Origin of the sequence: Hymenobacter armeniacus (genome assembly GCF_014699055.1) — a bacterium.
GTDB classification, from domain to species: domain Bacteria; phylum Bacteroidota; class Bacteroidia; order Cytophagales; family Hymenobacteraceae; genus Hymenobacter; species Hymenobacter armeniacus.
The window spans coordinates 591063-607700 of record NZ_JACXAC010000002.1; the positions used below are offsets into that span (position 1 = coordinate 591063).

Here is a 16638-nt window from a genome sequence, read left to right on the forward strand (position 1 = left end):
GCGCAGGAACGGGCCTTTTTTCAGGTGACCTGACCGGTGCCGGCTTAGCGGCGGGCCGTGGAGTCGCGCTCAAACAGCGTCGACTCCAGCACTAGGCTTTGGCTGGGCAGCACGGGCTTCTTTTTTTCCACGGCGCGCAGCAGGATTTTAGCGGCTTCGCGGCCGATGTCGTAGGCCGGCTGCGTGATGGTGGAGAGGGGAGGGGCGAGCAGCGAGGCGGCTTCCAGGTTGGAAAAGCCGATGATTTTGATGTCGTCGGGAATGCGGCGGCCCAGCTCGCGGCACACGTGGTAGGTGCTGATGGCCAGCCGCTCGACCGAGGCAAAGATGCCGTCGATGTCGGGCCGACGTTGCAGCAGCTCGCGAATGAGCACCACGTTCTGCTCGTTGTCCATCACGCCGGGCAGCACCAGGTCGGGGGCGTGGGCGCGGCCGTGGGCCTGCAGGGCGTCGAGGTAGCCCTGCTGCCGGAACTGGCCGATGGACAGGTTGTTGGAGATGAGCAGGTGGGCAATGTGCTGGCAGCCGGCCTGAATGAGGTGTTCGGTGGCGCGGTAGCCGCTTTCGTAGTCGTTGGTGGTCACTTTGGCGGTGGGCACTTCGGCGCACACGCGGTCGAAAAACACGATGGGCAGGTTGGTTTCCTGCAGGCTTTTGATATGGGCAAAGTCTTCGGTGCCGCTGGCCACCGACATGAGCAGGCCGTCGATGCGCCCGCCCTTGAGGTGCTGCACAATGGACACTTCGCGGGCGTAGTCGTCGTGGGTGAGGTAGATGAGGACGTGGTAGCCGCTCTGGCGGGCGGCTTCCTCGATGCCGTTGATGGCCAGGGCAAAAAAGTGGTTGGCCACTTTCGGAATCACCACCCCGATGGTCTTGCTCAGGTTGCGGCGTAGGCTGCTGGCGTAGGCGTTGGGCTCGTAGTTGAGGGCCGTGGCCAGGGCCCGCACGCGCGCTTTGGTGGCTTCAGAAACCTCGTGGCTGTCGCGCAAGGCTCTGGAAACCGTGGCGATAGACATGTTGAGTTGCTCGGCCAGCGACTTCAGGTTCACGGGCGTCATGGCAGGAACGGGGGAAGACGGAAGAAAAGAAGTGACAATTTTCTACAACAAGTGGCAAAGCCGCAATACACAAACCTAACGGTTGGGCCCCGGAAAACCGCCATTCTGGGCGCAGCTACCGAAAACGTTTGCGTAAATAAAGACCTGTCCACTAGCTGCAATCGGTGGGAAGAACCCAGTACTTCGCAGGGCAATCGGTTGGGTAAGTCTTCACTGACCGCGCTTGCTGTTGGCTTTCGGCCACTTTCTACTCTGCCCGCGCGGCTCTGCTACCGCCCGCCGCGGCCCTCCCATCGTCACCAAACCCACCCCACCACCATGACGGAAATTATACGACCCGATTTTCGGCGCTACCTGCGGCCCCTGGTGCTGCTGCCCGCGCTGAGCCTGGGGCTGAGTGCCCCCACCCTGGCCCTGGCCGCTGCGCCCGCACCCGCCCGGGGGGTGAAGGCCGACATCACCATCACCGGCCGCGTGCTGGACGAGAAGGGCGCGGGCCTGCCCGGCGTCAACGTCATCGTGAAGGGCACCACCAACGGCACCCAGACCGACGTGGAAGGCCGCTACACCATCAAAGCGCCCGACAACGCCACGCTGGTTTTCACCTTCGTGGGCTACCTGAGCGAAGAAGCCAGCGTGAACGGCCGCACCTCCATCAACGCCACGCTGGCGCCCGACTCGAAGGCGCTGGAAGAAGTGGTGGTGGTGGGCTACGGCGTGCAGGAGAAGAAGCTGCTGGCCACGTCCATTTCCTCGATTTCGGCCAAGCAGGTGGAGCTGATTCCGGTGTCGTCGCCCTCCGAAGCGCTGGTGGGCCTGGTGGCCGGCGCCCAGATTACGGAGCCCTCGGGCGAGCCCGGCCAGGGCGCGGTGATTCGCGTGCGCGGCCTGGGCTCGATTTCGGCCGGCAACTCGCCGCTGTACGTGGTGGACGGCTACCCGCTCAACAGCGCCGACAGCTACAACCAGATTCCGCCCGGCGACATTCAGAGCATTCAGATTCTGAAAGATGCGGCGGCCTGCGCCATCTACGGCTCGCGCGGCGGCAACGGCATCGTGATTGTGACCACCAAGCGCGGCCGCAACGACGGCAAAACCCGCTTCAACTTCACGGCCAACGCCGGCGTGGTGCAGGTGGCCAAAAAGGTGGACCTGATGGACCGGGAGCAGTACCTGGACTACTTGCGCGAATCTTTCCGAAACGGCAACCGCGCCCTGCCGGCCCAGCTGGCGCCCGGCGCGCCCGAGCTGCCGAACACTGACTGGCAGAACGAGATTTTTGGCACCGGCACGCAGCAGCAGTACCAGCTGTCGGCCATGGGCGGCACCAATTCGTCGCGCTTCTACATTTCGGGCAGCTACTTCAACCAGAAGGGCGTGGTGAAGAACACCGGCTTCGACCGCTTCGCCCTGCGCGCCAACTACGACGCGCAGCTGAGCCCCAAGCTGAAGCTGGGCCTGAGCCTGGCCCCCAACTTCTCGCGCACCGACGTGAAGCCGATTTCGGGCAGCTACAACGGCGGCAACATCTCGGGCGGCGGCCCCGGCGGCGAAACGGCCATCGTGACGGCGGCCCTGATTCTGCCGCCCGTCATCCCGGTGTACCTGGCCAACGGCGACTACGGCGCCATTCGCAACTCGGGCTCGGGCGTGACCACGCCCGGCGACCTGCTCAACCCCGTGGCCACCATCGACCTGTATAAGGACCGCACCAGCTCGGTGCGCGGCCTGGGCTCGGCCTTCCTGGATTTTGAAATCCTCAAGGGCCTGAACCTGCGCACCAACTTCGGGGCCGAGCTGATAAACAACCGCCGCGCCATCTACGTGCCGGCCACGCTGAGCACCGTGAACAACGCCAGCGCCAACCTCTCGAACCCCATCCTCAACAACATCGACGCCCGGCAGGTCAACAACACCAACCTGAACTGGGTGTGGGAAAACACGGCCACCTACAACCGCAAGCTGGGCGCCGACCACGACGTGACCCTGCTGGCCGGCTACTCGGCCCAGTACAACCAGAACGAGGGCAGCACCGTGCTGGGCCAGACCGGCACCTACACCACGCCCGACATCGAGTACGCCACGGCCGCCGGCCAGCTCTTCGGCCAAACCAACTACTCGGCCAACTCGCTGGTTTCTCTCTTCGGCCGCGTCGATTACTCCTTCAAGGAACGCTACATCCTGACGGCCGCGCTGCGCACCGACGGCTCCTCGCGCTTCGGCCCCGACAACCGCTACGCCACCTTCCCCTCGGTGGCCCTGGCTTGGCGCGCCGGCGAGGAAACCTTCATCAAGGGCATTCCGGCCATTTCGGAGCTGAAGTTCCGCGCCTCCTACGGCGTGACGGGCAACAACAACATCGGCGACTACAACTACCAGAGCTACCAAACGGCCGCCAACTACGTGTTTGGCAACGGCAACGGCGTGCGCAACTACGGCTTTGCGCCCAACGGCCTGGCCCTGCGCAACCTGGGCTGGGAAACCAACACCCAGTTTGACGCCGGCTTCGACTTCGGCCTGTTCCGCGACCGCATCTACCTGACCGTGGCCGCCTACCAGCGCAACACCACCGACCTGCTGCTTAACCGCAACATCCCGGCCATTCTGGGCTACTCGTCGCGGGCCCTGGCCAACGTGGGCGAGGTGCGCAACCGTGGCCTGGAATTCCAGCTCAACACGGCCAACATCGTGAACGGCCCCTTCACCTGGAACACGGCCCTCAACGTCTCGATGAACCGCAACCAAGTAATTGCCCTGGCGGGCGCCAATGAGCAAATCACCTTCGACGCCGTGTTTGGCTACACCAGCTCCATTCGGGTGGTGCCGGGCCAGCCGCTGGGCGTGTTCTACGGCTACCAGCAGGAAGGCATTTACCGCGACAAGGCCGACGTGGACGGCAGCCCCAAGTGGACGGGCAGCACCTTGGCCGTGCAGCCGGGCGACTTCAAGTTCAAGGACGTGAACGGCGATGGCCAGATTAACTCGCTCGACATCGGCGTCATCGGCAACCCCTTCCCCGACTTCACCTACGGCCTGCAAAACACGTTTGGCTACAAGGACCTGTCGCTGGCCATCACGCTGCAGGGCTCGCAGGGCAACGACGTGCTGTACGCCGGCGACCGGTACACATTCAACGCCCCCGGCCAGACCAACGGCCGCGTGCAGCTGGTGGACCGCTGGCGCAGCCCCGACAACCCCGGCGACGGCAAAACCCCCTTTGCCACCACCGCCACCTCGCTGCGCACCCAGTTCAACTCCTACTTCATTCAGGACGGCTCGTTCCTGCGCATCCGCAACGTGACCTTGCGCTACAACCTGCCCGTGGGCTGGGCCAAGAAAGCCGGCCTGCAAACCGCCGGCATCTACACCTCGGTGCAGAACCTGTACACCTTCACCAAGTACGTGGGCTACAACCCCGAAGCCAACAACTACGGCAACACCACCAACCCCACCTACGGCGTCGACCAGGGTTCTTACCCCATGAACCGCACCGTCACGCTGGGCCTGCAGGTCGGCTTCTAGTTGGTTGTCAGTTGCTGGTTGTCAGTTGTCAGTGTAAAGCGACAATTGCAGCCTGCTAACAACTGACAACCAGCAACTAATAATTATTAATTAATTCCCACCATGACTTTCAATCAATTTTTCTCGGGCGCGGCCGTGGCCACGGTGCTGGGGCTGGGCGTGCTGGGCACCACCTCGTGCCAGAAGGACTTCATCGAGCTGAACGACCCCACACGCGTGCCCACCACGGAGAGCTACAAGGACTCGCTGAGCATCCTCACCGGCGTGACGGCGGCGTACTCGTCGCTGCAGGACCTCTACGGCCGGGCCGGCGGCAGCCGCGGCTGGTTCATCTTCGCCGAAATTCCGTCGGACAACAGCTACACCGTGACCTCGGGCGAGCGCCTGAACGAGTTCAACGACTTCACGCTCTTCAGCGACAACCAGCACATCCAGAGCTACTGGCTCTCGACGTACCGCACCATTGCGCGCTGCAACCTCATCCTCAGCCGCGCCGGCGCCGTGAAGCTCACCGATGCCACCCGCAACCGCTACTACGGCGAGGTGCGCTTCCTGCGGGCCCTGACGTATTTCAACGCCGTGCGCATTTGGGGCGACATTCCGCTGGTGACGCAGGAGTTGCAAGCCATTCAGGACGCCTACGCCTTTGGCCGCCGGCCGGTGGCCGAGGTGTATGCCCAGATTGAGCAGGACCTCGACTTTGCCGAAAAAAACCTGCCCGTGACCTACACCGGCACCACCAACCTGGGCCGCGCCACCAAGGGCGCCGCCACGGCGCTGTTTGGCAAAGTGCTGCTGACGCAGAAGAAATATCAGGCCGCCGCCGACAAGCTGCAGCCGCTAGCTACCGGCACCACCTACGCCCTGCAGGCCACCTACGCCAACATCTTCGCCACCACCAACGAGATGAACAGCGAAATCATTTTCGCGGCGCGCTACACCAAGGGCACGCTGGGCCTGGGCAGCGCCTTCACCACGTGGTTTATGCCCGCCTACGGCACCACGCAGTCGACGGCCCTGCTGGGCGCGGCCTTTACCGGCCAGCAGTTCAACACCGTGGACAACGACCTGATTGCCGCCTTCACGGCCAGCGGCGCCTCCGACGTGCGCGCCGCCACGTCGTACGTGCTGCCTACGGGCTCGGCGGCCACGCTGGGCTACTACACCCGCAAGTACATCGACACCCCCACCGCGGCCACCGACGCCGAAAACGACTGGATAGTGCTGCGCCAAGCCGACGTGCTGCTCATGTACGCCGAGGCCGTGAACGAGGCCACCGGCCCCAACGCCGCCGCCCTGGCGGCCATCAACCAGGTCATCCGCCGCTCGCGCGGGTTGCCCGTGGCCACGGCCAACGCCACCGTCGACCTGCCGGCCACCATCAGCCAAACCGCCCTGCGCGACCGCATCGAATTGGAGCGCCGCCTGGAGCTCAACTTCGAAGGCCACCGCTGGTTCGACCTGGTGCGCACCGACCGTGCCATTCCGGTGATGAACGCCTTCTTTGCCCGCTACAACTCCGCGGTCCGCATCGACCCGAACGACCTGCTTTTCCCCCTGCCGGTGCAGGAAATCCAAACCAACCCGATTCTGACCCAGAACCCGGGCTACAACTAGGCAAAATGGTGAGGCGATGAGTCCGCGACAGTCCCCAATGGCCTCTGCAAGGGCCGGGGCTGTCGCCTCATCCACTCGCCATTTTTTCTGCCTTCCCACTTCCTTCCTTGCCCATGACCTTTCTTTCCCCGATGAAGCGGCTGCTGGCGGCGCTGCTGTGCGCTGCCGGTTTCGCTGCCGCCCCGGCGGCCCCGGCCCAGACCCTCATTCAGCACGCGCCGGGCCGCCAAGTGCTCAGCCTCAACGGCCGCTGGAACTACATCATCGACCCCTACGAAAACGGCTTCTACGACTACCGCCGCATGGCGTTCGACCAGTCGAAAACCGGCAAAGGCGGCTACTACGACAATGCCAAGCCCAGCTCCAGGCAGGAGCCGGAGCTGATTGAGTACGACTTCGACCAATCGGCGGGCCTGATGGTGCCCGGCGACTGGAACTCGCAGGACCCCAAGCTGCTGTACTACGAAGGCACCATCTGGTACAAGAAGAGCTTCAGCCTGAAGCCCGCGGCCGGCAAGCGCTACTTCCTGTACTTCGGGGCCATCAACTACGAGGCGCACATCTACCTCAACGGCAAGAAGCTGGGCATGCACAAGGGCGGCTTCACGCCCATTCAGTACGACATCACCAGCCAGCTGAATGCCACCGGCGACAACTTCGTGGTGGTGAAGGCCGACAACACCCGCCACGCCGAGGAAGTCCCGACCATCAACACCGACTGGTGGAACTACGGCGGCATCACGCGCGACGTCTTCGTGGCCGAAGCGCCCGAAACCTTCGTGGTGGACTACAAGGTGCAGCTGGCCAAAAACGACCCCACCCGGCTGGCCGGCTACGTGCAGCTCGACGGCCCCGCCAAGGCCAACCAGGCCGTGACGCTGAACATTGCCGAAGCGGGCATTAAGCAAACCTTGAAGACCGATGCCGACGGCCGCGCCACCTTCAGTCTGCCGGCTAAGAAGCTGAAGCTATGGTCGCCACAAAGCCCCAAGCTGTATGCGGTGAGGCTGAGCAGCGGCGCCGACGCCGTGACCGACAACATCGGCTTCCGCACCATTCAGACCAAGGGCCAGGACATTCTGCTCAACGGCAAGTCCATCTTCATGCGCGGCATTTCGATGCACGACGAAAACCCGCTGATTCCGGGCCGCGCCCGCGGCGAGGGCGACCTGCGCATGCTGCTCACCTGGGCCAAGGAGCTGGGCTGCAACTACGTGCGCCTGGCCCACTACCCGCACAACGAAGCCATGCTGAAGCTGGCCGACGAGATGGGCCTGCTGGTGTGGGCCGAAGTGCCCGTGTACTGGACCATTGCCTGGGAAAATCCCGCCACCTACCAAAACGCCGAAGCCCAGCTTTCGGACCTGATTTCGATGGGGAAAAACCGCGCCAGCGTGGTGGTGTGGAGCGTGGGCAACGAAACGCCGCTGGGCGACCCGCGCCTGAAATTCATGACCAGCCTGGTGACCAAAGCCCGCTCCCTCGACGACACCCGCCTGATTGCGGCCGCGCTGGAGCTGCACCGCACCCCCGACAACGTGGTGCACGTGGACGATGCTTTGGGCGAGTCGCTGGACCTGACCAGCTTCAACGAGTACGCCGGCTGGTACTGGGGCGGCAGCCCGAGCGAAATCACGAAGTACACCTTCGACATCAAGTACAACAAGCCGGTGGTCATCAGCGAGTTTGGCGGCGATGCGCTGGCCGGCTACCACGGCGATGCCGAAACCCGCTGGAGCGAGGAGTACCAGGAGGCGCTCTACGTGAACCAGCTCAAGATGCTGAGTACCATCAAGGGCCTGCGCGGCATGACGCCCTGGATTCTGGCCGACTTCCGTGCCACCCGCCGCCAGCACCCGGTGTATCAGAACGGCTTCAACCGCAAGGGGCTGATTTCGAGCACTGGCGTGAAGAAGAAAGCGTTTTATGTGCTGCAGGATTACTACCGGCAGATGGCAACTAAATACGACGGAAAATGATGTTTGAGTCCGCCACTCGTAGAGACGCATATTTGCGTCTCGTCGTCCGCACAATCGACGGCGATAGTTCAACGACGAGACGCAAATATGCGTCTCTACATCGTCTGCCATCTAAGCAGATTCTAGCTGCTGGTTTTTGCCTGTTCAGCTACACTGCCCACGCCCAAACCGCCTCCCGCGACAGCGCCGAATACACCCTGCGCGTGGCCGCCAAAAAAACCATCAACAACTCCACCGTCGACGGCAAGGCGGGCTTTACGGAGTACAAGAATTACCCCACGCGCACCGTGGCCACGCTGCAGGGCTTCAAGCCCGCCACCGTGAAGCTGGACAAGTACGGCGGGCGCCTCGACAAGAAGACCAAGGCCACCGGCTTCTTCTACGTGAAGAAGGTGGACGGCCGCTGGTGGGCCGTGGACCCCGACGGCTACTACTTCCTGCACAACGCCCCGAACGACGTGCAGCCCGGCAGCTCGGAGCGCACCAAAAAGGCCCTGGCCGATAAGTACACCGACCGCGCCGGCTGGATGACGGCCACCCGCAAATTTCTGTTTGCCAATGGCTTTAATGGGGCGGGGGCGTGGTCGGCCACCAAGGAGATTCAGGCCGAAAACCAGAAGGCCGACCAGCCGCTGGCCTACACCATCAACCTGGACCTGATGAGCGGCTACGGCAGCAAGCGCGGCGGCACCTACGTGCAGCCCGGCCACAAAGGCTACCCCAACGACGTGATTTTTACCTTCGACCCCGGCTTTCAGGAGTACGTGGAAGAGCGCGCCAAATACCTGGCCAGCAACAAGAAGGACAAAAACCTCTTCGGCTATTTCTCCGACAACGAGATGCCGCTGCTGCGCAAAAATCTCGACGGCTACCTCAAGCTGCCCACCACCGAGCCCGGCTACCAAGCCGCCAAAAAGTGGGCCGACGAGCGCAACATCACCCTCGAAACCATTACCGACCAGAACCGCCAGGACTTCCTGGCCTACGCCGCCGACCGCTACTTCAGCATCGTGGCCACGGCCATGAAAAAGTACGACCCCAACCACATGTACCTCGGCTGCCGCTTCCACGGCGCCCAGCGCTACTACCCCGAGCTGATGAAAGTGGCCGGCAAGTACCTCGACGTGGTGAGCATCAATTATTACAACAACTGGACGCCCGAAAAAACCTGGGTGCGCGACTGGGAGCTTTTCGCCGGCAAGCCCTTCATGGTGACGGAATGGTACGTGAAAGGGGAGGATGCCCCCGGCCTGGCCAACACCGCCGGCGCCGGCTGGGTGGTGAAGACCCAGGCCGACCGCGGCCAGTTTTACCAGAATTTCACGCTGGGCCTGCTCGAATCGAAGAATTGCGTGGGCTGGCACTGGTTCAAGTACCAGGACAACGACCCCACCCTGGTGGGCGCCGAGCCCTCGAACACCAACGCCAACAAGGGCATCGTGGACAACTACCTGGAGCCCTACCCGCCGCTGCTGGACAAGATGCGCGAGCTCAACCAGCAGATGTACCACCTGGCCGATTTCTTCGACCAGCGCCAGCCGCAATAATTGCCAAACCGAGGTAGAGACGCAACATGTTGCGTCTCTTCGTTGAACGACTGGAACCGCTCCGACCCCCAGACTCGCGCTCCCTAAACAACATCAGCAACGACAAGACGCAAAATATTGCGTCTCTACTCCGTTCCATGAATTCCTGCCGCTTGCCTCTGCTATACTTCCTGCTCGTGGCCCTGCTGCCAACGACCGGGCTGCGCGCGCAAGCCCTGAAGCCGCGCCTGCGCCAAGCCGCAACGCCGCCTGCTAGAAAGGAGAAGTTCCGCCTCTACCTGCTCATCGGCCAGTCGAACATGGCCGGGCGCGGCCTGGTAGAAGCCGAGGACACCGTGCCCAACGCGCGCGTGCTGCGGCTGAACCCGGCCGGGCAGTGGGAAGTGGCCCAGGACCCCCTTCACTTCGATAAGGCCATTGCCGGCGTGGGGCCGGGTCTGAGCTTCGGCCGGCTGATGGCGGCGCAGGACCCCGGCCTCACCATTGGTTTGATTCCGTGCGCGGTGGGCGGCTCCGGCATCGACGCCTGGGTGCCCGGCGCCTACTTCGAAGGCACCAAAACCCATCCCTACGACGATGCCCTGGCCCGCGCCCGCACGGCCCTGCGCACGGGCACGCTGGCCGGCATCATCTGGCACCAGGGCGAAACCGACAGCACCCCCGAAAAAAGCGCCGCGTACGAGCAGAAGCTCCAGGCGCTGATTGCGCAGCTGCGCGCCGACCTGCGGGCGCCCGGCGTGCCCTTCGTGGCCGGGCAGCTGCCCGCTTTTCAGATAAACAAAGCCGGCCCCGACGGCCAGCCGCACCCGAACGAAGCCGCCCGGCGCGTCAACCAGGCCGTGGCGGCACTAGCAGCTCAGGTTGCTAACTACGCCTACATCGGCGCCGAAGGCACGGCCGACATCGGCGACCACACGCATTTCAACGCGGCGTCGGCCCGGCTGCTGGGCCGGCGCTACGCGGCCGCCATGCAGGCCTTGCACCGCCACCCTTCCCGCAAAAACTAACCAACCCCCTCTCTTCTCTGCCCGCCAGGGCATTGCGTATAGCTGGCGGCCGCCGGCCCGAAACACCCATTTCAACATAGCTCTGCCGGTTTACCCGCTGCTTCCTGGTGATGGTGGGAACGTACAACGGAAGCCTCGGGCGGGGGAGCTATGGCCGGTGGCCGCCAGTATTCGCACTTTTTTCCGGCCGCTCCGGTGGCTTTTTTCCGCTTTCCGAATGACTCGTTTGCTTACCAAGCCGCTTCTGGTGCTGGGCCTGCTGCTGCCCGGCGCCGCCTCCCTGGCCCAGACCGCCGCGCCCGCGCCTTCCGCCAATGCCAGCATCGACCAGCGCGTGACGGCGCTGCTGGCCCAGATGACCCTGGAAGAGAAAGTGGGCCAGCTCAACCAGTATTCCGGCCGAGAAGTAACTGGCCCGGCCAGCGACCGCAAAAGCACCCTGCTCAGCAGCATCAGCAGCGGCAAAGTGGGCTCCATGCTGAACGTGAAAGGGGTGAAGGACACGCGCGAAATTCAGGCCGAAGCGCTGAAGTCGCGCCTCAAAATCCCGCTGCTTTTCAGCCTCGACGTCATCCACGGCTACCAGACCACCTTCCCGATTCCGCTGGGCGAGGCCGCTTCCTGGGACCTCGACGCCATTCGGCTGGGCGCGCACGTGGCCGCCCGCGAGGCGGCTGCTTCGGGCATTCACTGGACGTTTGCGCCCATGGTTGACGTGGGCCGCGACCCGCGCTGGGGCCGCGTGATGGAAGGCGCTGGTGAAGACACCTACCTCGGCTCCCAGATTGCCAAAGCCCGCGTGCTGGGTTTTCAGGGCGAAAAGCTGGGCGGCACCGATGCCGTGATGGCCTGCGCCAAGCACTTCGCCGCCTACGGGGCCGCCATCGGCGGGCGCGACTACAACGCCGTGGACCTCAGCCCCCAGCAGCTCTGGGAAACCTACCTGCCGCCCTTCAAGGCCGCCGCCGATGCCGGCGTGGCCACGTTCATGAACTCCTTCAACACCCTGAACGGCGTGCCGGCCACCGGCAGCAGCTACCTGCAGCGCGACGTCCTGAAAGGCCAGTGGCAGTACCCCGGCTTCGTGGTGAGCGACTGGGGCTCCATCGGCGAGCTGGTGACCTGGGGCTACGCCGCTGACAAGAAGGATGCAGCCCAAAAAGCCATCACGGCGGGTTCCGATATGGACATGGAAGCCGACGTGTACAGCCAGAACCTGGCCCAGCTGGTGCAGAGCGGCAAGGTGAAAATGGAAGTGGTGGACGACGCCGTGCGCCGCATTCTGCGCAAGAAATTTGAGCTGGGCCTGTTCGACGACCCTTACCGCTTCTCGGATGAGAAGCGCGAGCAGCAAGTGCTGGCCGACCCGCAAAACCGCGCCGCCGCCCGCCAGATGGCCAAAAAGTCGCTGGTGCTGCTGAAAAACGAGCGCGCCACGCTGCCCCTCACCAAGCAGCTGCGCCGCATTGCCCTCATTGGCCCCGTGGCCAAGGCTAAGCGCGACCTCAACGGCAGCTGGACCGTGGACACCGACACCACGCGCATCACCTCGCTCTACGACGGCCTGCGCCAGCGCGCCGGCAAAGCCACCGAGGTGCTGTACGCCAAGGGCTGTGCGGTGACCGGCGACAGCCGCGCCGGCTTCGAGCAGGCCGTGGCCACGGCCCGCAACGCCGACCTCGTGGTGCTGGCCGTGGGCGAAGCCTGGGACATGAGCGGCGAGGCCAAGTCGCGCACCGACATCCACCTGCCCGGCGTGCAGGAAGAACTATTCAAAGCCCTGAAGGCCACGGGCAAGCCGGTGGCCGTGGTGGTGTTTGGCGGGCGTCCGCTCATTTTTGACGCCATTGCCGAGCAGGCCGATGCCATTCTCTACGCCTGGTGGCCCGGCTCGGAAGGCGGCCTGGCCCTGGCCGACGTGCTCTACGGCTACTACAACCCCGCGGGCAAGCTGCCCATCACCTTCCCCCGCAACGTGGGCCAGATTCCCATTGCCTACAACCAGCAGTACAACACCGGCCGCCCCGTCACCAAGCCGGGCGACATTCGCTACAAATCGGCCTACATCGACGCGCCCAGCACGCCGCGCTACGCCTTCGGCCACGGCCTGAGCTACACCACCTTCAAGTACTCCGACCTCAAAATCAGCCGCCCGCAGCTCAAAGCCGGCGAGTCGGTGCAGGTCAGCTTCACGCTCACCAACACTGGCAAAGTGACCGGCGAGGAAGTGGCCCAACTCTACCTCCGCGACCCCGTGGCCTCGGTGGTGCGCCCGCTCAAGGAGCTGAAGGATTTCCGCAAAATCAGCCTCAAGCCCGGCAAAAGCCAAACCATCACCTTCACCCTCGACCCGAACAAGCTGGCTTTCTACAACAACCAGCTGCAGTGGGCCGCCGAGCCCGGCACTTTCAATCTGATGGTGGGCAGCGCCTCCGACGACATCCGGCTCGAAGGCACGGTGGAACTGCAGTAGCGGCCGGGCTTGCCCCGCCCAAACGGCCGCGCCGCCCATCTCATTTCTATCCCAATTCCTTTCCACGACGGGCGGGGGCAAGCCCCGCACCCCACAACCTTATGCCAACGCCCAACCAATTTTCATTAGCCGATAAAGTCGTCGTCATCACCGGGGCCACCGGGGTGCTGGGCGCTTCCATGTCGCTGGCCGTGGCCGAGGCGGGTGCCAAAGTGGCCATTCTGGGCCGCAACGCCGCGCGGGCCCAGGCGCGGGCCGAGGCCATTCGGGCCATTGGCGGCGAAGCGCTGGTGGTGCTCGGCGACGTGCTCGACCCGGCCCAGATGCGCGCCGCCTGCGACAAAATCATGACTGCCTGGGGCCGCATCGACGGGCTGGTGAACGCGGCGGGCGGCAACATGCCCGGCGCCACCGTGGGCCCCGACCAGAACCTGTTCGACGTGGGCATTGAAGACACCCGCCGCGCCGTCGATTTGAACCTGTTCGGCACCGTGATTCCGACCACCGTGTTTGGCCGCGTGATGGCGGGGCAGGGCACGGGCTCCATCGTCAACATTTCCTCGCTCACGGCCCAGCGCCCGCTCACCCGCGTGATGGGCTACACCCTGGCCAAAACGGCCATCGAGGGCTACACCCGCTGGATGGCCAACGAGCTGGGCCAGCGCTACGGCGGCGGCATCCGCATGAATGCCATTGCGCCCGGCGTGTTTCTCACCGAGCAAAACCGCAGCCTGCTGGTGGCCGCCGACGGCTCGCACACCGACCGTGCCCGCAAGTTCATCGACCACACGCCCTTCCAGCGCTTCGGCGAGCCCGAAGAGCTAACCGGCACGCTCATTTACCTGCTCAGCAACGCCTCCCGCTTCGTGAACGGCGAAACGGTGGTGGTAGATGGTGGCTTCAATGCCTTCAGCGGGGTATAATTGGACCGCGGAACAATGTAGAGACGCAACTTATTGCGTCTCGCCGTTGAACGTCCGGCACCGCGCCGCCTGCAAAATCGTAGCCGCGCAATCATAACAACATCAGCAACGACGAGACGCAACATATTGCGTCTCTACAACTCCTGCCATAAAATGCCCATCATTCAAAGCTGGCGCTGGTACGGCCCCAATGACCCCGTGAGCCTGGCCGACATCCGCCAGGCCGGCGCCACCGACGTGGTGACGGCCCTGCACCACGTGCCCAACGGCCAGGTCTGGTCCGTGGAAGAAATCACCAAGCGCCAGGCCGAAGTGGCCGCCGCCGGCCTCGCGTGGAGCGTGGTGGAAAGCGTGCCCGTGCACGAAAACATCAAAACCCGCACCGGCGACTTCCTGCGCTACATCGCCAACTACCAGCAGAGCCTGCGCAACCTGGCGGCTTGCGGCATCTTCACGGTGACGTATAATTTCATGCCCGTGCTGGACTGGACGCGCACCGACCTGGCCTACGAGGTGGAAGACGGCTCCCGGGCCCTGCGCTTCGAAAAAGCCGCCTTCGTGGCCTTCGATGCGCTGCTGTTGAAGCGGCAAAACGCCGCCCAGGACTACACCGCCGAGGAGCTGGCCCGGGCCGACGCCCGCCTGGCCGCCATGAGCGACGACGAAAAGCAGTTGCTGCAGCGCAACATCATTGCCGGCCTGCCGGGCAGCGAAGAAAGCTTCACGCTGGCCCAGTTTCAGCAGGCGCTTGATGCCTACCAGGGCATCGACGCGGCCTGCCTGCGCGAGCATTTGATTCTGTTTCTGCAGGAAATTGTGCCGGTGGCCGAGGAGGTGGGCATCAACCTGGCCATTCACCCCGACGACCCGCCGTACCCCATTCTGGGCCTGCCGCGCGTGGTGAGTACTGCAGCCGATGTAGCCGCCCTGGCCGCCGCTGTGCCCTCGCCCGCCAACGGGCTGTGCTTCTGCACCGGCTCCTTTGGCGTGCGGGCTGATAATGACCTACCCGCCATGGTGCATCAGTTTGCCGAGCGCATTCATTTCATCCACCTGCGCAGCACCCAGCGCGACGCCGACGGCAATTTCTACGAAGCCAACCACCTGGAAGGCGACGTGGACATGTACGCCGTGATGCGCGAGCTGGTGCTGGCCATGCGCCGGCGCGGCGTGCGCCTGCCCATGCGCCCCGACCACGGCCACCAGATGCTCGACGACCTCAAGAAGAAAACCAACCCGGGCTACTCGGCCATCGGCCGCCTGCGCGGCCTGGCCGAGCTGCGGGGCCTCGAATTGGGTATCAGCCGCGGGCTGGACGCCTAGGCCCGAACAACATCCCGGCCGCCCATGGGCACAAAAAAGCCCCGCTCAGCTGAGCGGGGCTTTTTGTTTGAGGGCTGCGCGAAGGCTTACTTGTCGGTTTTCACTTTCACCTTGTCGGCTTTGGCCTTGGCTTTGGCTTCCTTGATTTTCAGCTTGTCTTCTTTGGCTTTGATTTTGTCGCCATCGTCGGTTTTGGCCTTCATCTTGTCGATGCCGGCGCCGTCGGGGCCGCCCATGCCGGGGCCACCCATGCCACGCCCGCCGCGGCTCATGCGGTCGGCTTCCATGGCGGTGTATTTGGTGTACTGGTCGGCGGTCAGCACTTCCTTAAACTGGGCGTCGTACTTGGTGCGCATGGCCTGCATTTGGGTGCGCATGGCTTCGCGGTCGCCGCCCGCCATCTGGCCGCGCATCGACTGCATTTCCTGGCCGCGGGCCATCATGATTTGCTGCACTTTGGCGGCCTGGTCGGAGCTGAGGCCCAGCTCCTGGGTCATGCGCTCGGTCTGGCGCTTGGCCATTTCTTCGGGCGAGCCTTGCATGCGGCCGTAGCCGCGGCCCGGGCCCTGCATGCCAGCGGCGTCGGGGGAGGTGGTTTGCGCGGCGGCGGTGCCCACGGTGAAGGCGCACGCGGCGAACAGAGGCAACAGGTACTTTTTCATGGAAGAGAAAATGAGGGTGAGAAATTGAAAAAAACGGAGCTGATGGAATGACCGCGAAAAAGCCCCGTTCCAAAGCTTAGAACGGGACTTTGACGGCGGAGTTGGCTTGGCGACGAACTAGCGGCGGCCGTACTGGCGGTGGGCAGCCTCCCAGCGGGCGCGTTCCTGGGCTTCGCGCTGCGCCCGGATTTGGGCTTCGCGCTGGGCGCGCTGCTGGGCTTCCCAGCGGGCCCGTTCCTGGGCCGTTACGCGGTGGTTGCGGTCGTAGCCATAGTTCTGGTTGCGGTCGAAGTGGTCATCGTCGCGGCGGTCGTTGCGGTGGGCGGCTTCCCAGCGGGCTCTCTCGGCGGCGGTCACGCGGTGGTTGCGGTCGTAGCCGTAGTTGAAGTCTTTGCTGTTGCGGTCGTCGTAGCGGTGGTCGAAAGGACCTTCGGCGGCAAAGGCGGCCGACGACGTGAACAGGGCAGCGGCGGCGAGGAGGGAAAACAAGGAGGCTTTCATGATTTCTGAGTGAAGAAGGTGAG

The 16638-nt window shown here is 64.1% G+C and carries 11 protein-coding genes; 8 read left to right on the forward strand and 3 right to left on the reverse strand.

Going from position 1 to position 16638, the window contains the following annotated elements:
• Window positions 1–44 precede the first annotated feature (44 nt).
• Window positions 45–1061 carry a LacI family DNA-binding transcriptional regulator gene (locus tag IC234_RS06935; protein WP_190923123.1) on the reverse strand — a complete coding sequence of 339 codons (1017 nt, stop codon included), beginning with the start codon at window positions 1059–1061 and terminating at the stop codon, window positions 45–47.
• 318 nt (window positions 1062–1379) lie between these two features.
• Between IC234_RS06935 and IC234_RS06940 the strand changes: the two genes are divergently transcribed.
• From IC234_RS06940 to uxuA, 8 genes are all read left to right on the forward strand, one after another.
• Window positions 1380–4583: a SusC/RagA family TonB-linked outer membrane protein gene (locus IC234_RS06940; RefSeq protein ID WP_190923124.1), complete on the forward strand. Its 3204-nt coding sequence runs from the start codon at window positions 1380–1382 to the stop codon at window positions 4581–4583.
• A 102-nt stretch (window positions 4584–4685) separates the two neighbouring features.
• Window positions 4686–6200 (forward strand): RagB/SusD family nutrient uptake outer membrane protein, encoded by a 1515-nt coding sequence (locus tag IC234_RS06945; protein WP_190923125.1) that lies wholly within the window; start codon window positions 4686–4688, stop codon window positions 6198–6200.
• Window positions 6201–6313: 113 nt separating this feature from the next.
• Entirely contained in the window at window positions 6314–8179 is a 1866-nt protein-coding gene (locus tag IC234_RS06950; protein ID WP_223827523.1) for a glycoside hydrolase family 2 protein, read from the forward strand.
• 32 nt (window positions 8180–8211) lie between these two features.
• A complete protein-coding gene (locus tag IC234_RS06955; RefSeq protein ID WP_190923126.1) occupies window positions 8212–9726 on the forward strand; it encodes an agarase in 1515 nt (504 codons plus the stop codon).
• A gap of 137 nt (window positions 9727–9863) precedes the next feature.
• The gene (locus tag IC234_RS06960; protein WP_190923127.1) at window positions 9864–10733 is read left to right on the forward strand and encodes a sialate O-acetylesterase; all 870 of its coding nucleotides are present in this window, start codon (window positions 9864–9866) and stop codon (window positions 10731–10733) included.
• Between the two features lie 217 nt (window positions 10734–10950).
• Window positions 10951–13206, forward strand: coding sequence for a beta-glucosidase BglX (gene bglX / locus IC234_RS06965; RefSeq protein ID WP_190923128.1), 2256 nt, complete (start codon window positions 10951–10953; stop codon window positions 13204–13206).
• 101 nt (window positions 13207–13307) lie between these two features.
• Window positions 13308–14129, forward strand: coding sequence for an SDR family oxidoreductase (locus IC234_RS06970; RefSeq protein WP_190923129.1), 822 nt, complete (start codon window positions 13308–13310; stop codon window positions 14127–14129).
• A gap of 153 nt (window positions 14130–14282) precedes the next feature.
• A complete protein-coding gene (gene uxuA, locus IC234_RS06975; RefSeq protein WP_190923130.1) occupies window positions 14283–15452 on the forward strand; it encodes a mannonate dehydratase in 1170 nt (389 codons plus the stop codon).
• Window positions 15453–15538: 86 nt separating this feature from the next.
• On the opposite strand, the gene IC234_RS06980 is transcribed toward uxuA, so the two are convergent.
• The gene (locus IC234_RS06980; RefSeq protein ID WP_190923131.1) at window positions 15539–16114 is read right to left on the reverse strand and encodes a hypothetical protein; all 576 of its coding nucleotides are present in this window, start codon (window positions 16112–16114) and stop codon (window positions 15539–15541) included.
• A 117-nt stretch (window positions 16115–16231) separates the two neighbouring features.
• Window positions 16232–16615, reverse strand: coding sequence for a hypothetical protein (locus IC234_RS06985; protein ID WP_190923132.1), 384 nt, complete (start codon window positions 16613–16615; stop codon window positions 16232–16234).
• Between the last annotated feature and the right edge of the window lie 23 nt (window positions 16616–16638).